General features: G+C 73.2%; 20 protein-coding genes. 13 read left to right on the top strand and 7 right to left on the bottom strand.

All coding sequences use genetic code 11. The features are described from left to right. Positions 1 to 3: 3 nt before the first annotated feature. Positions 4 to 450: an Lrp/AsnC family transcriptional regulator gene (locus tag ACZ5OX_RS06825; protein WP_449787918.1), complete on the bottom strand. Its 447-nt coding sequence runs from the start codon at positions 448 to 450 to the stop codon at positions 4 to 6. A gap of 164 nt (positions 451 to 614) precedes the next feature. On the opposite strand from ACZ5OX_RS06825, the gene pdhA reads away from it, so the two are divergent. From pdhA to ACZ5OX_RS06805, 4 genes are all read left to right on the top strand, one after another. Then, positions 615 to 1757: a pyruvate dehydrogenase (acetyl-transferring) E1 component subunit alpha gene (gene pdhA, locus ACZ5OX_RS06820; RefSeq protein WP_449787919.1), complete on the top strand. Its 1143-nt coding sequence runs from the start codon at positions 615 to 617 to the stop codon at positions 1755 to 1757. 29 nt (positions 1758 to 1786) lie between these two features. Then, complete coding sequence (locus tag ACZ5OX_RS06815) at positions 1787 to 2755, top strand: alpha-ketoacid dehydrogenase subunit beta (protein WP_392881923.1); 969 nt, start codon at positions 1787 to 1789, stop codon at positions 2753 to 2755. Then, the gene (locus ACZ5OX_RS06810) at positions 2755 to 4095 is read left to right on the top strand and encodes a dihydrolipoamide acetyltransferase family protein (RefSeq protein WP_465629603.1); all 1341 of its coding nucleotides are present in this window, start codon (positions 2755 to 2757) and stop codon (positions 4093 to 4095) included. The genes ACZ5OX_RS06815 and ACZ5OX_RS06810 overlap by 1 nt, the downstream gene beginning before the upstream one ends. A gap of 231 nt (positions 4096 to 4326) precedes the next feature. After that, positions 4327 to 5922 (top strand): globin domain-containing protein, encoded by a 1596-nt coding sequence (locus tag ACZ5OX_RS06805; protein WP_465629050.1) that lies wholly within the window; start codon positions 4327 to 4329, stop codon positions 5920 to 5922. On the opposite strand, the gene ACZ5OX_RS06800 is transcribed toward ACZ5OX_RS06805, so the two are convergent. Beyond that, complete coding sequence (locus ACZ5OX_RS06800) at positions 5923 to 6501, bottom strand: NUDIX domain-containing protein (protein WP_465629049.1); 579 nt, start codon at positions 6499 to 6501, stop codon at positions 5923 to 5925. 283 nt (positions 6502 to 6784) lie between these two features. Between ACZ5OX_RS06800 and ACZ5OX_RS06795 the strand changes: the two genes are divergently transcribed. Beyond that, positions 6785 to 7546 carry an IclR family transcriptional regulator gene (locus ACZ5OX_RS06795; protein WP_465629048.1) on the top strand — a complete coding sequence of 254 codons (762 nt, stop codon included), beginning with the start codon at positions 6785 to 6787 and terminating at the stop codon, positions 7544 to 7546. 196 nt (positions 7547 to 7742) lie between these two features. Beyond that, positions 7743 to 8168, top strand: a complete 426-nt coding sequence (locus ACZ5OX_RS06790; protein WP_449787923.1) for an SsgA family sporulation/cell division regulator — start codon at positions 7743 to 7745, stop codon at positions 8166 to 8168. Between the two features lie 83 nt (positions 8169 to 8251). Here the strand turns inward: ACZ5OX_RS06790 and ACZ5OX_RS06785 are convergent, their stop codons facing one another. Beyond that, a complete protein-coding gene (locus tag ACZ5OX_RS06785) occupies positions 8252 to 8632 on the bottom strand; it encodes a phage holin family protein (RefSeq protein WP_449787924.1) in 381 nt (126 codons plus the stop codon). Between the two features lie 120 nt (positions 8633 to 8752). On the opposite strand from ACZ5OX_RS06785, the gene ACZ5OX_RS06780 reads away from it, so the two are divergent. The 6 genes from ACZ5OX_RS06780 (at position 8753) to ACZ5OX_RS06755 (ending at position 13546) form a co-directional block, all read left to right on the top strand. After that, positions 8753 to 9070, top strand: a complete 318-nt coding sequence (locus tag ACZ5OX_RS06780; protein WP_224279738.1) for a cupin domain-containing protein — start codon at positions 8753 to 8755, stop codon at positions 9068 to 9070. 44 nt (positions 9071 to 9114) lie between these two features. Beyond that, complete coding sequence (tenA, locus tag ACZ5OX_RS06775) at positions 9115 to 9786, top strand: thiaminase II (protein ID WP_465629047.1); 672 nt, start codon at positions 9115 to 9117, stop codon at positions 9784 to 9786. 224 nt (positions 9787 to 10010) lie between these two features. Then, positions 10011 to 10211, top strand: a complete 201-nt coding sequence (locus ACZ5OX_RS06770) for a DUF5326 family protein (protein WP_049653234.1) — start codon at positions 10011 to 10013, stop codon at positions 10209 to 10211. Positions 10212 to 10521: 310 nt separating this feature from the next. Next, positions 10522 to 12336, top strand: coding sequence for a phosphomethylpyrimidine synthase ThiC (thiC, locus tag ACZ5OX_RS06765; protein WP_465629046.1), 1815 nt, complete (start codon positions 10522 to 10524; stop codon positions 12334 to 12336). 200 nt (positions 12337 to 12536) lie between these two features. Then, on the top strand, positions 12537 to 12959 hold the full coding sequence (locus tag ACZ5OX_RS06760) for an LppU/SCO3897 family protein (protein WP_449787928.1): 423 nt from the start codon (positions 12537 to 12539) through the stop codon (positions 12957 to 12959). A gap of 149 nt (positions 12960 to 13108) precedes the next feature. Further along, positions 13109 to 13546: an SRPBCC family protein gene (locus ACZ5OX_RS06755; RefSeq protein ID WP_465629045.1), complete on the top strand. Its 438-nt coding sequence runs from the start codon at positions 13109 to 13111 to the stop codon at positions 13544 to 13546. A 63-nt stretch (positions 13547 to 13609) separates the two neighbouring features. Here the strand turns inward: ACZ5OX_RS06755 and ACZ5OX_RS06750 are convergent, their stop codons facing one another. Beyond that, complete coding sequence (locus ACZ5OX_RS06750; protein ID WP_449787930.1) at positions 13610 to 13996, bottom strand: VOC family protein; 387 nt, start codon at positions 13994 to 13996, stop codon at positions 13610 to 13612. Positions 13997 to 14126: 130 nt separating this feature from the next. Between ACZ5OX_RS06750 and ACZ5OX_RS06745 the strand changes: the two genes are divergently transcribed. Next, complete coding sequence (locus tag ACZ5OX_RS06745; protein WP_465629044.1) at positions 14127 to 15056, top strand: LysR family transcriptional regulator; 930 nt, start codon at positions 14127 to 14129, stop codon at positions 15054 to 15056. A 23-nt stretch (positions 15057 to 15079) separates the two neighbouring features. On the opposite strand, the gene ACZ5OX_RS06740 is transcribed toward ACZ5OX_RS06745, so the two are convergent. The 3 genes from ACZ5OX_RS06740 to ACZ5OX_RS06730 form a co-directional block, all read right to left on the bottom strand. After that, on the bottom strand, positions 15080 to 15643 hold the full coding sequence (locus ACZ5OX_RS06740; RefSeq protein WP_465629043.1) for a hypothetical protein: 564 nt from the start codon (positions 15641 to 15643) through the stop codon (positions 15080 to 15082). A gap of 144 nt (positions 15644 to 15787) precedes the next feature. Next, on the bottom strand, positions 15788 to 16648 hold the full coding sequence (locus ACZ5OX_RS06735) for a hypothetical protein (protein ID WP_465629042.1): 861 nt from the start codon (positions 16646 to 16648) through the stop codon (positions 15788 to 15790). Between the two features lie 289 nt (positions 16649 to 16937). Then, positions 16938 to 17876, bottom strand: coding sequence for a metallophosphoesterase (locus ACZ5OX_RS06730; protein ID WP_465629602.1), 939 nt, complete (start codon positions 17874 to 17876; stop codon positions 16938 to 16940). Positions 17877 to 17911 lie beyond the last annotated feature (35 nt).

Here is a 17911-nt window from a genome sequence, read left to right as displayed (position 1 = left end):
GCTCTAGAGCGGCGGCACCTGGTCCGTCTCCTCGAAGACCAGCATCGTCCGGGTGCCGAGCACCTGGGGGATGGACTGGATGCTGCCCAGCACCAGCTCCCGCAGCGCCTGGTTGTCGGCGGTGTGCACCAGCAGCAGGACGTCGAAGTCCCCGCCGACCAGCGCGATGTGCGCCACCCCGGGCAGCGCCAGCAGCTGCTCGCGCACCGTCCGCCAGGAGTTCTGGACGATTTTCAGGGTGACGTACGCGGACGCGGTCTGGCCCGCCCGTTCGTGGTCCACCCTGGCAGTGAAGCCGCGGATGACACCGTCCTCGACCATCCTGGAGATCCGGGCGTACGCGTTCGCCCGGGACACGTGCACCCGCTCGGCCACCGAGCGGATGGAGGCGCGACCGTCCTGCTGCAGCAGCCGCAGGATCGACCGGTCGACCCGGTCGAGTCTGGACATCTGTTCAGCCGACATGACCCCCCACCCCCACCGATTGGACGCACTGCCACCAGTCGACCGCCGAACGGGCCGAATGTCCACCACCTTGTCACGCTTCTGGTCAAGATGAACAGACGACCGAACAATCGGTAGGGAGCCCCCGCCACCCCTGGAGGTGCCCCGAGATGACCGTTCTCGACCACAGACACCACACGGGCGTGCCCGGTTGGATGCCCGGGGCCACCGCCCCGCGCACCGATCCGGCACCCCTCCTCCCGGACCCCTCCCCGGTCCGGACGTTCGGCACCCCCGCGCTGGAGAAGTACGATCCGGCCCTGCTGCGCGAGCTGTACCGCCGCCTGGTCGTCGGCCGCCGGTACAACCAGCAGGCCACCACCCTGACCAAGCAGGGCAGACTCGCCGTCTACCCGGCGTCCACCGGCCAGGAGGCCTGCCAGGTCGCCGCCGCGCTGGTGCTCGACGAGCACGACTGGCTCTTCCCCAGCTACCGCGACACCCTCGCGGTGGTCTCCCGGGGCGTCGACCCGCTGGAGGCGCTGACCCTGCTGCGCGGCAGCGCCCACACCGGCTACGACCCGCGGGCCAGCCGCACCGCCCCGCTCTGCACCCCGCTCGCCACCCAGGCCCCGCACGCCGTCGGGCTGGCGCACGCCGCCCGGCTGCGCGGCGAGCCGGTGGTCGCGCTGGCGATGCTCGGCGACGGCGGCACCAGCGAGGGCGACTTCCACGAGGCGCTGAACTTCGCGGCCGTGCTGAGCGCCCCGGTGGTCTTCCTGGTGCAGAACAACGGCTACGCGATCTCCGTCCCGCTCAGTGCCCAGTCCGCCGCCCCGAGCCTGGCCCACAAGGCCGTCGGCTACGGCATGCCGGGCCGGCTGGTGGACGGCAACGACGCGCCCGCCGTGCACTCGGTGCTGACCGAGGCGGTCGAGCGGGCCCGGGCGGGCGAGGGCCCGACCCTGGTCGAGGCGCTGACCTACCGGATCGACGCCCACACCAACGCCGACGACGCCACCCGCTACCGCACCGAACCCGAGGTGGCCGCCTGGCGCGAGCACGACCCGATCCTGCTGATGGAGCGGGCGCTGCGCGGACTCGGCGTGCTGGACGACGGGCTGGTGCGGGACGCGGCCGAGGAGGCGGAGGCGCTGGCCGCCCGGATGCGGGCCGAGTTCCACGCCGACCCGGACCTGGACCCGATGTCGCTGTTCGCCCACGTCTTCGCCGAGCCGACCCCGCAACTGCGGGAGCAGGCCGCCCAGTTGGCCGCCGAGCTGGCCGCCGAGGCGGAGGTGGCGGACCGGTGAGCCCCGCAGTTCTGTCGAACACCGCCTCCATGGCGCAGGCGCTCAACTCCGCGCTGCGGGACGCGATGCGCGAGGACCCGTCGGTGCACGTGCTGGGCGAGGACGTCGGCGCGCTCGGCGGTGTCTTCCGGATCACCGACGGGCTCACCGCCGAGTTCGGCCCGGAGCGCTGCCTGGACACCCCGCTGGCCGAGGCGGGCATCCTCGGCACCGCGATCGGCATGGCGATGTACGGGCTGCGCCCGGTGGTCGAGATGCAGTTCGACGCCTTCGCCTACCCGGCACTGGAGCAGTTGTTCTCGCACGTCGCCAAGATGCGCAACCGCACGGCGGGCCGGCTCCCGCTGCCGATCACCGTCCGCATCCCGTACGGCGGCGGCATCGGCGGCGTCGAGCACCACAGCGACGCCTCCGAGGCGTACTACACCAGCACCCCCGGCCTGCACGTGGTCACCCCGGGGACGGTGGCCGACGCGTACGGGCTGCTGCGCGCCTCGATCGCCTCCGACGACCCGGTGGTCTTCCTGGAGCCCAAGCGGCTCTACTGGGGCAAGGCCGACTTCGACCCGGCGGCGCCGGTCGAGCCGATCGGCCGGGCGGTGCTGCGGCGCACCGGCACCTCCGCCGTGCTGATCACCTACGGCCCCTCGCTGCCGGTCTGCCTGCAGGCGGCGGAGGCGGCGCGGGCCGAGGGCTGGGACCTCGCGGTGCTGGACCTGCGCACCCTGGTGCCGTTCGACGACGAGACGGTCTGCCGGGTGGTGCGCTCGCTCGGCCGGGCCGTGGTGGTGCACGAGGCGAGCGGTTTCGGCGGCACCGGCGCGGAGATCGCGGCCCGGGTCACCGAGCGCTGCTTCCACCACCTGGCCGCGCCCGTGCTGCGGGTCACCGGCTTCGACGTCCCGTACCCGCCGCCGATGCTGGAGCACCACCACCTGCCCGGGGTGGACCGGATCCTGGACGCGGTCGCCCGGCTCCAGTGGGAGGACCGAGGATGATGCCCGTCGTGCGGGAGTTCCGGCTGCCCGACCTCGGTGAGGGACTCACCGGGGCGGAGGTGGTGCGCTGGATGGTCGAGGTCGGCGAGGTGATCGCGGTCGACCAGCCGGTGGTGGAGGTGGAGACCGCCAAGGCCGTGGTGGAGGTGCCGTGCCCGTACGGCGGGGTGGTCACCGCGCGGTACGGCGAGGAGGGCGAGGAGATCGCCGTCGGCGCTCCGCTGGTGACGGTCGCGGTGGCGCCGGCGGAGGGGAGCGCCGGGCAGGCTCCGGCCGAGCCGGGCGTCGTGACCGCCGAGGTGGAGCGGCCGCTGGTCGGGTTCGGGGTCGCCGAGCCGGGCCGGGGCGGGCGGCGTCGCCGGGTCGGGGTGCCGGCTTCGGCCCCGGCTGCGGCTGCGGAGCCGGTCTCGGCCTCGGCTGCGGCGGTGGCCGGTGCGGTTGGCGGTGCCGTGGCCGTGCAGGCTCCGACGGTGCGGGCTCCGGTGGTGGTGCCGGTGATCTCGCCGCTGGTGCGGCGGCTGGCCCGGGAGCAGGGGGTCGACCTGTCCTCGCTCACCGGGAGCGGGCCGGACGGGCTGATCATGCGTGCGGACGTCGAACGGGCGGTCGCGGCCAAGGTGGCGGCTCCGGCGCCCGCCGGGCCCGCCGCGCAGGACGGTGTCGTCCCGCTGCGAGGGCTGCGCAAGGCGGTGGCCGAGAAGCTGAGCCGCAGCCACCGGGAGATCCCGGCGGCGACCTGCTGGGTGGATGCGGACGCCACCGAACTCATGGCCCTGCGGCGGCAGTTGAACGCGACGCCGGGGCCGAAGGTGAGCGTGCTGGCGCTGCTGGCGCGGATCTGTACGGTCGCGCTGGCCCGCTTCCCCGAGCTCAACTCCTCGGTGACCGAGGACGGTTCGGGAATCGTCCGGCATGCGGCGGTGCACCTGGGCTTCGCCGCGCAGGGCGAGCGCGGGCTGGTCGTCCCGGTGGTGCGGGACGCGCAGAGCCGTAGCACCGAGCAACTCGGCGAGGAGTTGGGCCGGTTGACCGAGACGGCGCGCAGCGGTGCGCTCACCCCGGCCGAACTGACCGGCGGCACCTTCACGTTGAACAACTACGGCGTGTTCGGCGTGGACGGATCCACCCCGATCCTCAACCACCCGGAGGCGGCGATGCTCGGGGTCGGCCGGATCGTCGCCAAACCCTGGGTCCACCAGGGGGAGTTGGCGGTGCGCGAGGTGACCCAGCTGTCCTTCACCTTCGACCACCGGGTCTGCGACGGCGGGACGGCCGGCGGTTTCCTGCGGTTCGTCGCGGACTGCGTGGAGCAGCCGGGGATGCTGCTGCGGCAGCTCTGAGCCAGGCCGTCGACCGCCGGGCCTGGTCGCCCTGGGTGCGCGGAGAGGCGCCCAGGGCGACCGCGGCCGGGGAGAGTAGCGCGTTCCGGGCCCGGCTGTCAGGGCTTCGTGTGATTCGTCGGACGGGCGGTCCGGCCGTGCCACGCTGCCCTGGCGCCAACAGGGACAAGCCAGGTGGTGGCGCAGCCGGCCGGAGGCGAAACGATTCACTTGGGTACTCGAAACGTAGCGGTGAAGTCCCGCGGGACAGTCCTGGTCCGCGCCGGGCACGGCTCGGCGGGGGTCGCCTCCGTCCCGGGCCTGTCGACGGCCGCACCCGAGGCGGACGAGCCGACGGCGGTGCTGCCTCCGGTGGTGTCGGTGCCTCCGGTGGCGTCGGTGCGCCCGGTGTCGCTGCTGGAGCCGGTCCGTCCGGTGATCCCGGCCCGGCCGACCCAGCCGCCGACCGTCCCGGTCCACTCGCCCGCTCCCGCCCCCGCGCCCGCTCCCGCCCCCGCTCCCGTTCCTCTCCCCGGCCACGCCTTCCGCCCGCCGTTCGCGGACACGCCCGGCCGCAACTGGGCCGGCCCGGGCGACCGGTGGAGCGAGGCCTGGGGCGTGCCGACCCCGGTCGGGCAGCTCCCGGCGACGCCCCCGTCCGCCGCGCTGCCGACCGCCGGGCCGGGTCGGGCCGCCGAGCAGGCGCCGCTCACCGCCCGGGAGGTCGAGCTGGTCCGGGCCGGCGTCGCCGCTCTGCAGCCGGTCGCGGACCGGGCCACCGCGCACTTCTACGCGCTGCTCTTCCTGCGCCACCCCGAGCTCCGCGCGCTCTTCCCCGCCGCCATGGACGTCCACCGCGACCGGCTGTTCCGCACCCTGCTGGCCGTCGTGCGCGAGCTGGACCGGCCGGCGGCCCTGCGCGCCACGCTGGCCGAACTCGGCCGCGGCCACCGCCGGTACGGCCCACCGGCCGGCCACTGCGCCGCGGTGGAGGAGTGCCTGGTGCGGACGCTGGCCCGGTACGCGGCCGGCTGCTGGGACGCCGAGGCCGAGTCGGCCTGGCTCCGCGCCTGCCGGATGATCTCCTCGGTCATGATCGAGGCCGCCGAGGAGGACGCCCGCACCTCACCGCCCTGGTGGCAGGGCGAGATCGTCCGGCACGAGCGCCGGACCCGGGACGTCGCGGCGATCACCGTCCGCCCGGACCAGGTGTACCCGTTCCGGGCCGGGCAGTACGCCGCCCTGGAGACGCCCTGGTGGCCGCGGGTCTGGCGGCACTACTCCTTCGCCGGGGCGCCCCGCCCGGACGGGCTGCTCACCTTCCACGTCAAGGCCGTCCAGGCAGGCTGGGTGAGCAACGCGCTGGTCCACCGGGCCGTGCCGGGGGACGTGCTGCGGCTGGGCCCGGCGGCCGGCTCGATGACCGTCGACCACGCCGCCGGCCCCGACCTGCTCTGCCTGGGCGGCGGTACCGGCATCGCGCCGATCCGCGCCCTGGTCGAGGAGGCCGTCGTGTACGGCGCGTCCGGCCGCCGGGTCGAGGTGTTCTACGGGGCCCGCCGGGCCGAGGAGCTCTACGAGCTGGAAGGGCTGCGCGAACTGGCCCTTCGGCACCCGTGGCTGACAGTCCGTCCGGTGCTGTCCGGTGTCGCCCTCGGCGCGACCGGGGGCCTGCTGACCGGTGAACTGCCCGAGGTGGTGGGCCGGTTCGGCCCGTGGGGCGGCCGCGAGGCGGTGCTCAGCGGGCCGCCCGCGATGGTGCGCCGGGGCGTGGGCGTGCTGTTGCGCGCCGGGGTGCCGGCCGGGCGGATCCGGCACGACCCGGTCGGCGAGCCGGCCGTCGGCTGATCACCCGAGGTCGGGGGCGAGGAGCGCGCGGATGCCCTCGATGTTGGCCGCCAGGTACGCCCGCAGCCGGGGCGGGACCAGGTTGACCGAGGTGACCCCCTCGCGCGTGAACGGCAGCCGGACCACCTCGTACTCGCCGTTGGGGTCGGTCACCTCGGGCCCGTGCCGCCGGCTGAGGTCCATCGAGGCGAGCCGGCAGACGAAGAAGTGCTGCACCTTGACCCCGTGCGGGTGCGGCGGGGTGCCGTCGTCATGGTCGGTGTGGCTGATGGTGTCGACGAAGGCGGGCACCACGTCCACGACCTTGCCGCCGAGCTCCTCGTCCACCTCGCGGTGCAGCGCCTCGACCACCGTGCGGTCCTCGCGCTCGACCCCGCCGCCGGGGGTGATCCAGTACGGGTGCGGCGCGCCCGGCCGGACCCGCCGGATCAGCACGATCGAGGCCGGGCCGTACGGATCGTCCGGATCCAGTTCCAGCAGGATCGCCCGCGCGGTGCGCTTCACGACCGGGCGCGGCGACGGGGTGTGCTTCGGCGGCGGGGTGTGCTTCGGTGGCGGGGTGTGCTTCTCGGGGCCCATGGCGACCTCCGGGGCTGGCGCGTTGTGCGTGAGTCTCCCGCGCCGGGGAGCGGGCGAAACCAGGGGAACGGGTCGAAACACGCCGGGATCGGGTCGAAACGCCGATCCGGGCAGGTGCATCCGTTCGGGGGTCCGCTGTGCTGCAATGAGCAGCCATCGGGCAAATGGGAGGTTTCGTTCCGCCTGCCCGCTCTGGGCACGGACCTGCACGAGGGACTCGGGCTGCTGGGGGTCGGGTGACATGGATCGGATCGCACAACAGTTCGAGATCACGCGGGGGGCCGTGCCACAGCGGCCGGCGGCGGAGCGCGGACCCACCCTGATCGGTTCCGTCCGGCGGGCGCTGCGGCTGCTGGAGGCCGTCGGGGACTTCCGGCAGGGCGCCACCGCCAAGCAGCTGGCCCGCGCCGCCGAGCTTCCTCTCGGTACCGCCTACCACCTGCTGCGCACCCTGGCCCACGAGGGCTACCTGCGGCGCTCCGAGGGGCGCTTTTTCCACGGCGAAAAAGCGCTCGACGGCATCGCCGGCCCCCGCGCCCGGTCCGGCGATCCCGACCTCCGGGCCCGGATGCAGTGCTTGCGGGACGAACTCGGCGCCGCCGTCTACTTCGCGCTCTACCGGGACGGCGAGGTCCAGGTGGTGGACGTGGTCGAGGACCCGAACCGCCCCGCCGTCGAGCCCTGGGCCGACTTCCGGGCCACCGCCCACGCCCACGCCATCGGCCAGTGCCTGCTCGGCCAGCTGCCCGAGGAGGCGCGCCGTGACCACCTCGCCCGCCACCCGCCGGCCGGGCTCACCCCGTCCACCCTCACCGGCGAGAGCGCCGTGCTGCGCCGGCTCGCCTCGCTGCGGCCGACCATGCCCGTGCTGGAGCGGCAGGAGTACGCGCTCGGCACGGTCTGCGCGGCGGTCCCGATCACCATCGGCCCGGTGGTCGCCACCATGGCCCTGTCGCTGCCGGTCGAACAGGCCGACCGGTTGGGACCGGCGGCCCGTCAACTTCGCTGCGGGGTGGGGGCGATGAGCCCGACATTCATCTTCTGACGCCACTTGGTCTGGACCTGCTGCGGCTCGTTCACCATTTGAAAAAGCACACCTTGTCCACTACATCCCCAAACGGGGACGATGATGATCGAACGTGGATTGGTTGCATAAACCGTCACAAAAACCGTCGAAAGGATGTCCGGCCGCCATCGGACCAGGGACCGACGGCGCGGGCAGAACGAGAGGTACTGGCGCCATGCAGCACAGCACAGTCCAGGGTCACCTGGTGATGAACCTCGTGGTCTCGCACGAGCTCTCCTTCCGTCTCCCGGTGGACCTGGCGTACGAGGCCGACGACCCGTACGCCGTCCGGCTCACCTTTCACCTGCCCGGCGACGCCCCGGTCACCTGGTACTTCGCGAGGGAGCTGCTGCTCGACGGGATCAGCGGACCGGCCGGCGAGGGTGACGTGCACGTCCGCCCGGTCGGCGAGGAGCTCTCGGAGGTCTCCATCGTGCTGCGCTCCCCCGACGGCGACGCCCTGCTGCGGGCCCCGTCCGCGCCGCTGATCGCCTTCCTGGCGCGCACCGACCGGCTGGTGCCGATGGGGCAGGAGTTCTCCGGGCGGGACATCGACGCCCAGCTCGCGGACCTGCTCAGAGGGCGTGAGAACGCGGGTTGAACGCTGCACGGGAACGTCGAAGGGGCCCGTACCCGGTGGAACACCCGGGTGCGGGCCCCTTCCTGTCGTCCTCACGACACCGGTCAGTCGTCGTCCAGGGCCAGGTGCAGACCCCACGCGACCAGGCTGATGATCAGTGAACCCACCAGCGCGGCACCGAAGTTGACCACGTGGAAGTCCAGGTTCAGCTTCCCGGAGGCCCAGGAGGTGAGCATCAGCATCAGGGCGTTGATCACGAAGGTGATCAGGCCCAGCGTGAGGATGAACAGCGGGAACGAGAACAGCTTGACCACCGGCTTGATCAGCCAGTTCACCACGCCGAAGACGACGGCGACGCCGAGCACCGTCAGCGTCTTGTGCTGCCAGTCGGCGTCCCCCTGGGCGAGTCGGATGCCGCTGACGATCCAGGCGGCGACCCAGATGGCCGCCGCGTTGATCAGTGTCTTGATGACGAAACCCTTCATGCCGCCCAAGCCTGACAGGAACCACGGTCCCGGCGGAACCACCGGACGGCGGGGTGGTGTTGAATGCCCCTGGTCCGCGAGGTGGACGGACGGCTCCGAGGACGAGGGAGGACGGCGGCGGTGAAGCTCTTCCGGCTGGACGAACTGGACGCCGAACGGGCGGCCAACGACGGTGCCTACCTGCGGTTCCTGCGCGAACCCCGGATGTCCGCCGGGCTGTACGCGCTCGCCCCCGGCGACACCGACACCCAGACCGCGCACGACCAGGACGAGATCTACCAGGTGATCAGCGGCCGGGCCGAGCTGACCGTCGGCGCCGAGACCGCGACGGTCGGGCGGGGCACCGTGGTGTACGTGCCGGCCGGCACCCCGCACCGGTTCCACCACATCACCGAGGAACTGCGGGTCCTGGTGGTCTTCTCCCCGCCCGAGGACTGAGAGCTCCGGCGCTCGCCGAGAACCCCGGCGGTTAGGGTCGCGTCATGAGCACCAAGACGCTGACCGAAGAACTCTGGGCGGCCATCGAGCCGGTGTACGCCGAGATCCTCGCCCACCCCTTCCTGGCCGGGCTCACCGACGGCACCCTGCCGCGCGAGGCCTTCCGCCACTTCGTCGTCCAGGACTCGCACTACCTGCGCGACTACGCCCGCGCCCTCGCCGTCTGCGCCGCCAAGGCACCCGGCGAGGAGGACGTCCGGGCCTTCGCCGACGACGCGGTCGGCGCGCTGGCCGCCGAGCAGGGCATGCACGCCGAGTTCCTCACCGCCTTCGGCGGCAGCGCCGAGCAGGCCGCCGCCGAGCCGGTGCTGCCCACCACCCGGGCGTACACCAGCTACCTGCTGGCCACCGTCTACGGCGGCTCCTTCGCCGAGGCGGTCGGCGCGGTGCTGCCCTGCTACTGGATCTACGCCCGGGTCGGCGAGACGCTGCTCGCCCAGGGCTCGCCCGACCCGCTGTACGCCAAGTGGATCGCCACCTACGGGGACGAGGCCTTCCAGGCGGTGGTCCGCCGGGTGCTGGCGCTCACCGACCGGCTGGGCGAGGAGCTGTCCGTGGCCGAACGCCGCAAGGTGGTCGAGCACTTCGTCACCACCTCGCGCTACGAGTGGATGTTCTGGGACGCCGCCTGGCGCGGTGAGCGCTGGCCGGTCTGAACTGCACGGGAGCCCCGTCGTCCCGGCCGTCCGGGGTGGTTCGGGCCGCGGGCCGGGCGGATTCTCGGGGGTCACCCGGGGGTCCGGGCTCGGGGTGATCTCGGGGTTCTCTCCGGGCCGTCGGGCCTCGTTCCGGCACTCGCGCCACCGTACGATCGAAGTACGAAAGCAAGCGGGATGCGGCACCGGACGGCGGCCGACCCGAGGGGAGAAGAGGAACCGACATGGCTGAGCTCTGGAAGTCGCTGCCCTCCTGGGTGCGCAACATCGTCATCCCGGTGCTGGTCCTGGTGCTGGCCTGGAACATCGTCGCCTTCGTGTTCGGCGTCGTCGGCGCACTGCTCTCGATCGTGATCAAGCTGCTGGTGGTGGTCGGCATCGCGGCCGCCGTGGTGGTCCTGGTGAAGAAGGCCGCCAAGAGCTGACCGTTCGCCCCGTACCGCCGCCCTGAGGCCCGGCCCCCCGCGAGACGGGGGGCCGGGCCTCGGCCGTTCCCGCACCTCGCGGGGGTCCGATCCCCCGGGGAGGCCGGCCGGCCCGGCCGTTGCGCTCTGGACCTGCGGCGATCGGCTCGCTACGGTGTTGGGCGTCGTGTGCAGGCAACACCGCCTGCGACGCGGGAGCTCGGAGCACCGGGCTGAGAGGACGCTGACCGGGACGTCGACGGACGGACCGACGGCTGCGTCGACCGCAGGAACCTGACCGGGTAATGCCGGCGTAGGGAGTAGAGGTCAGATGACCACGTTCGAAGCACAGCCGCAGTCTGCCCAGGGCGCCCCCAGCAGCGAGCGCACCGGCTACCCGACTCCGGCCTGGCGCAAGGCGTACCGCGAGGGATCGCGCCCCGACCTGCGCGTCCCGTACCGCGAGGTGCGGCTCACCAACGGCAAGTCCGTCCCGCTGTACGACACCTCCGGTCCGTACACCGACCCGTCCTACGAGCCCGACGTGCGGCGCGGCCTGCCCGCGCTGCGGGACGCCTGGATCCGCCAGCGCGGCGACGTCGAGGAGTACGACGGCCGCGAGCCGCGCCCCGAGGACGACGGGATCAAGCACACCTCGCCGCGCGGCGGGAACCTGCGCAACCTGGACGCCGTCTTCCCCGGCCGGCCGCGCCGCCCGCTGCGCGCCCGCGGTGGCGCCGCCGTCACCCAACTCGCCTACGCCAAGCGGGGCGTGGTGACGCCGGAGATGGAGTTCACGGCGCTGCGCGAGGGCCTGGCGCCCGAGTTCGTGCGCGCCGAGGTGGCCCGCGGCCGGGCCGTCATCCCGGTCAACGTGAACCACCCGGAGGTGGAGCCGGCGATCATCGGCACCAACTTCCTGGTGAAGATCAACGCCAACATCGGCAACTCGGCCGTCACCTCCTCGATCGAGGAGGAGGTGGAGAAGATGACCTGGGCCACCCGCTGGGGCGCCGACACCGTCATGGACCTCTCCACCGGCCGCAACATCCACACCACCCGTGAGTGGATCCTGCGCAACTCGCCGGTGCCGATCGGCACCGTGCCGCTCTACCAGGCGCTGGAGAAGGTGGACGGCAAGGCCGAGGAGCTGAGCTGGGAGGTCTACCGGGACACCATCGTCGAGCAGTGCGAGCAGGGCGTCGACTACATGACCGTCCACGCCGGCGTGCTGCTGCGCTACGTCCCGCTCACCGCCCGCCGCAAGACCGGCATCGTCTCCCGCGGCGGCTCGATCATGGCGGCCTGGTGCCTGGCCCACCACCAGGAGAACTTCCTCTACACCAACTTCGAGGAGCTCTGCGACATCCTCGCCTCCTACGACGTCACCTTCTCCCTGGGTGACGGTCTGCGGCCCGGCTCGATCGCGGACGCCAACGACGAGGCGCAGTTCGCCGAGCTGCAGACCCTCGGCGAACTCGGCCGGATCGCCCGCGAGCGGGACGTCCAGGTGATGATCGAGGGCCCGGGGCACGTCCCGATGAACAAGATCAGGGAGAACATGGATCTCCAGAAGGAGATCTGCGACGAGGCGCCGTTCTACACCCTCGGCCCCCTCACCACGGACGTCGCGCCCGGCTACGACCACATCACCTCGGGCATCGGCGCCGCGATGATCGCCTGGTGGGGCACCGCGATGCTCTGCTACGTGACTCCCAAGGAGCACCTGGGCCTGCCCAACCGCGACGACGTCAAGACCGGCGTGATCACCTACAAGATCGCCGCCCACGCCGCCGACCTCGCCAAGGGCCACCCCGGAGCCCAGGCCTGGGACGACGCCCTCTCCGACGCCCGCTTCGAGTTCCGCTGGGAGGACCAGTTCAACCTGGCCCTCGACCCGGAGACCGCCCGCGAGTTCCACGACGAGACCCTCCCCGCCGAGCCCGCCAAGACCGCCCACTTCTGCTCGATGTGCGGTCCGAAGTTCTGCTCGATGAAGATCTCCCAGAAGATCCGCGACGAGCACGGCGCCGGATCCACCGCCGTGAACACCGAGTTCGACGCCGAGGCCCTGGCCGGAATGGCCGAGAAGTCGGCCGAGTTCGCCGCCCAGGGCAACCGGGTCTACCTCCCGCTCGCTGACTGACGTACCCCATCTGAGCGCCGCCCCGATCGAACCGGGGCGGCGCTCAGGTGTTGGTCGACGCCTCGGCGCATTGCCGAGTCTTTGCATCTCACTTGGGTCACGCGCGGGTTGGTATCACCGTGAATGCCGGAAACGCGCAGGTCGGGCGCCGATAGTGTGCGGCGTCCCCACCAGCTACGTTGCGCACATCAGAGGATTTCATGACCACCCCGCAGACCCCCCAGGCCCCGTCGTCCCCCGAGGCGGTTGCCGCGGCTCCGTCCCCGTACGCCGAGGCCGCGCAGGCGCCGGCGCCCGCGCCCACGAAGAGCAAGCGCAAGAAGGTGCTCTCCGTGCTCGGCACGCTCGTGGTGATCGTCATCGTGGCGATCGTCAAGGTCGCCGTCCTCGACGCGGCCGACGGGCCGGTGCGCGCCAAGGTCGGCGACTGCGTGCAGGTCACCGGGAGCGAGAACCACCCGAAGGTCGACACGGTCGGCTGCGGTGACAGCAAGGCCACCCACACGGTGTCGAAGGTCGTCGACGACACCTTCGACGTGAACGCCTGCGGCGGCGACTTCGACGCGCTCGCCCAGCAGATGGACAGCGAGAAGTTCGTGCTCTGCCTGACCCCGAAGAAGTGACCTGACGCCGAGAGGCCCGCCCGGGGTCGCCCCGGGCGGGCCTCTCGGGAGCGGGCCGTCGAAAAAGTTTCGCGGGGAGCGATGAGTTCTCGCCGCCGTCCCGGTCTACCCCTGTGCAAGCGATCACCCGACACGCAGGAGACACCGAGATGACCGAGAACCTGGGCGAGCTGACCATCACCCGCGAGCTGCCCGGCACCCCGGCGGACGCGTTCGAGGCGTACTTCGAGCCGGAGCGGTTCGTCTGCTTCTGGGGTCCGGTCGGTACCCACGTGCCGCTGGAGAGCGTGACCGTCGAGGCCAGGGTGGGCGGTCGCTACGACAGCACCATGGTGGTCGACGAGACCGGCGAGCAGTACCCGGTGAAGGCGGAGATCGCCGAGTTCCGGGCCGGCGAGTCCTTCACGATGGTGGAGGAGGGCTCGGGCATGCGCTCCACGCTCACCTTCACCGAGCTCGGCGGGGGCCGCACCCAGGTGGTGCTGCACCAGACCGAGGTGCCGGAGATGTTCCGCGGCCCGGAGGCCGAGGCCGGGCTCAACTCCAGCTTCGACCGGCTGGTCGAGCACCTCGCCGGCCGGAACTGACCGGCGGGCAGGGCGTTTCGGTGCCGTCCCGGTCCACCCCCGTGGGTCCGGGACGGCACCCGTTCAGGCGGTGGCGTCCTGCGGGTACCAGCGGAGCTCGACCGTGTTGCCGTCCGGGTCCCGGACGTAGACCGAGGTGGCGGTGCCGCGGGCGCCGAAGCGGGGTACCGGGCCTTCGAGGACGTCGAAGGTGCCCGCGTCGATGACCTCCTGCCAGTCGAGGGGCTCGACGGTGAGGCAGATGTGGTCGACGTTGGACGCGTGCCGGGGGCCGTGGACCAGGTCGATGATCGTCTCGGGGGTGATCCGGACGGACGGGAACGACACCTGTCCGGCCCGCCACTCGTCGACCCGCACGGGGGCCAGGCCGAGGAGGCCGGAGTAGAAGGCCAGCGAACGCTCGACGTCGGCGACGTTCAGGACGAGGTGGTCGAAGGCTACGACGCGCATGGGTGACCGGCTCCGCTCGGGTGCGACTGCTGGGGACGGGTTCCACGATCCTCCGGGCCGCACGCGTGAACAATGCCGGATCGCCGTACGATCGTTGAGCCGGATTCAACGATCGAGGGGCGGGGTCGGGATGCTGGAACGGCTGGAGGTCGAGGTCTTCCTCGCGCTCGCCGAGGAGCTGCACTTCGGCCGGACGGCCGAGCGGCTGCACCTGACCACCGGGCGGGTCAGCCAGGTGGTGCGGAAGCTGGAGCGCAGGATCGGCGGCAAGCTGTTCGACCGCACCAGCCGTTCGGTCCGACTCACCGCGGTGGGGCGGCAGTTGGCCGACGACCTGGTCCCGGTGGTGGCGGCGATGGAGGCGGCGCTGCGCCGGGCGGAGGACGCCGGCCGGGGCGTCACCGGGGAGCTCCGGGTGGCGTTCCTCGGCGAGTGGACGGCGCCGGTGCTGCTCAGGGCGGTCGCGCTGTTCGGCGAGCGGCACCCGGAGTGCCGGGTGGACGTGCGCGAGGTGCAGCTCGCCAACTCCCGTTCGAGTCTGGAGGACGGCTCGGTCGACGTCCTGATCGCCTCCTACCCGTTCGACGGCATGGCCCGCGGCCCGGTGCTGCTGACCGAGCGGCGGGTCCTCGCGGTGGCCGCCGGGCATCCGCTGGCCGCGGAGCGGTCGGTGTCGCTCGAAGTGCTGGGCGACCACCCGGTGGTGCAGTACCCGGCCGTCACCTCGGCGGCCTTCAAGCGCGACCGCACGCCCGAGCGCACCCCGTCCGGCCGTCCGGTGCCCAAGGGGCCGTCCGGCGCGACCTTCTCCGAGCTGCTGAGCCTGGTGGCGCTGGGCCGCGGCGTCCTCCCGGTCGGCGAGCACTCCCGCCGCTACTACCCGCGCCCGGACGTCGCGTACGTGCCGATCCACGACGCGCCGCCGATCGAGCGCGGCCCGGTCTGGCTGGAGAGCAACACCACCGCCCGGGTCCGCGCCTTCGTCAGGGCGGCGGCGGACGTGGTCCCGGAGGCGACCGCCGAGGCGGCGCCGCTGTGCGTGGTGGCGGCGACGGACTGACCGGAAGCTCCCGGGGAAGCGGCTCAACTCACCCTGCGGCGACGGTAGTAGTGCACGGTGAGCACGGCGAGCAGCGGGCCCCAGGCGGCCAGCGGCAGGTAGCCGGCCCAGAACGCGACGGTCTGCCAGCCGTGGGTGATCAGCCCCGAGGCCCGGTCGCCCCGGAGGGTCAGGCCGAACGCGAACATCACCATCGAGTACGGGAAGACCATCAGCGCCGCCGAGCCCAGCCCGGCCGGGAGCACGGCGGCGAGCACCGGGACCGGCCTGCCGCCGAGGACGGGGATCCAGCGCGGCCACACCTCGCCCCAGCGGGCGACCAGGCCGAAGCAGAGGAGGGCCAGCGCCTCGCTGACCACGCTGAGCGCGAGGATGTACGCCCAGCCGCCGTCGAAGGAGGTCGGGTCCTGCTCCGGGGGCGTCGGGCCGGGTTCGAACAGCGGCAGCCCGAGGATGAAGCCGCCGATCCGCCAGAGGCAGGAGGGCAGGACGGCCAGGGTGATCGCGTACCCGGTGCGGACCGCCCAGCGGGGCACGCCCGGGGCGGGTGTGCCGTGCAGTCGTGCCCCGATCGTCCGTGCGCCCATGGTTCCGCCTCCCGCCCCGGGCGGACGCCGTCCGTCCGCCACCGGCTTCGACGTTCCCGGAATCCGCCGGCGGGGGCGTCCTCACCCGGGCTGAACCCGCTCCCCCGGGCGGGGGAGCGGGACGCCCCCCTTGCGGGAGAAGGCTCAGCCGACCTCGTCGGGCCCGGTGAAGTCGGGCGGCGTGTACCCGGGCCCGGTGAAGTCGGGCGGGGTGAAGGCGGCAGGGCGGGGCGTACGGCCGTGGGGGTCGGTCAGCCCCTCGGGGCCGGGGCTGGTGAACCCGGGGGAGGTGTAGCCGGGCCTGCTGAAGTCGGGGCTGCTGAAGTCGGGCCCGGTGCCCGCCGCGGTCCGGGCCGCCGAGCCGGGCACCGGCGGCAGCGCGTCGAGCAGGTACGGGACGAGTCCGCGTTCGCGCAGCGCGGTGCGCCACTCGCGGTGGGCGTCGCCGAGTTCGGCGGCGAGTTCCGGGTCGGTGCCGGCCGGGGCGGTCGCGGCGCCCTCGCGCAGGGCGGTGAGCAGCAGCCCGACGATGCCGATGGCCATCGCGGCGACGCCGGCGGCGAGCGCCACCCAGCCGGCCGTGACCAGGGAGTGGGCGAGCGCGAGGTTCGGGCTGGTGGCGCGCAGCAGGTAGCCGATCAGCAGTAGGAACAGGGCGGCGGCCCAGGCCAGGATCGGGGTGAGCACGGTGAGGGCGGGGAACAGTCCGGCGCCGCCCCCGGAGCGCAGTTGGCTGAGCAGCCCGGGTGCCGCGCTGTCGCTGCCGGGCGTCGGCGGGGGCGCGCTGTGCAGGCTCTCGCGCAGCCGGGTGTAGTGGGTGTACTCGGTGGCGGCCGCGGCGTTGATCCGGTCGGCGTCGCGCAGGGCGCTGATGCGCAGCTGGTCGGTGGTGAGCGCGCCGGGCGCGCGCAGGGCGGTGAGGACGGTGCGGTCGCGCAGGGCTTCCGTGAGGAGGCGCTCGTACTCCGCGCGGTCCTCGGCGAGCAGTGGCGGGGGGTTGGACATGGGGACCCCGTTCGTGCGGACCCCGTTCGCCGCGCCCCGGGGGCGCGCGGCCCTCAGGGCGCCGGAACGGGCGCGGAGGCGGGCCGCCGGACGGGCGGCCGGGTGTGGTGTGCCTCATGGTAGGGGCGGGCGCGCCTGGGCTGACAGTCGGTTTCCGGAATTTCGCGCCCCGGGACGCGCGCGTGCGACGGCCCGAGCGCCGGGAACAACTGTTCTGCGGCGACGGTGGGTTGACGACCGGTCGGTGGACGTGTCCGGTTCGGCGGCCGCCCGGCCCACGCGCCGCCGCTCAGCCGATCGGCAGCCGGGCGACCAGCAGCCGCCCCTCCATGGTGACGCCGCCGTCCATCGCCACCGCGAGGTCGTCCGCGTACACGTACGGCCCGGGGATGTGCGGCGGCTGGCCGTCGTCGTTGTGCACCGCGCCGGTGAGGTACGGGATCGGGCTGTGCCCGTGCACGATCCGGGTGCCGCCGTAGGTGTCCAGCAGCTCGTGGACGGCCATCGGCCCGGCGTCGCCGCGGAAGGCGAAGCGCTTGGTGAAACGGCGGAAGCAGTCCCACCAGTCGTCCACGCTGCCGTCGGCGAGCAGGCCGTGCACGGCGTCGTTGACGTCGGGGATGGACTCGCCGTACTCCAGGTACGCGGTGGTGTCGGAGTGCAGCAGCAGGTGGCCGTCCTCCAGCGCGATCGCGGGCAGCCGGGAGAGCCAGCTGATGTGGTGCGCCTCCAGCCGGTCCAGGTCGTTCTGCTGGCCGCCGTTGAGCCGCCAGGCGGCGAGGAAGGAGGCGGTGCCGGCGGTGGACTGGACGGGCTCGTCGCCGTACTTGGCGGCGCCCAGGAAGAGCAGTTCGTGGTTGCCCATCAGGGCGCGGCAGTAGCCGCCGGCCGCGGCGGCCTCGGCGGCGAGCTGCATGACCAGGTCGATGACGCCGATGCCGTCGGGGCCGCGGTCGGTGAAGTCGCCGAGGAACCAGATCCGGGCGCGGCCGGCGGACCAGTGGCCGTCGTCGTCGATCAGGCCCTGGTGGCGCAGTTCGGCGCGCAGCTCCTCCAGGTAGCCGTGCACGTCGCCGACGACGTAGACCGGGCCGGGCGGCTCACCGGGGCCGGGGGCCGGGTACGGGTAGGTCGGTGCGGCGGGGTCGGGCAGCGGCGGGCCGAGTTCGATGGTCGGCGGGTCGTCGCGGCCGGCGAGCTGGAGCGCCGGGGAGGGCTGGTCGGGCAGGGTGGGCTCGTAGCCGCTCTGCTCGCGGCCGTCGT

Source organism: Kitasatospora sp. NPDC032121 (assembly GCF_055580145.1).
The sequence above is the reverse complement of the archived record's forward strand: the minus strand, read 5'-3'. Positions and strand labels throughout refer to the sequence as shown.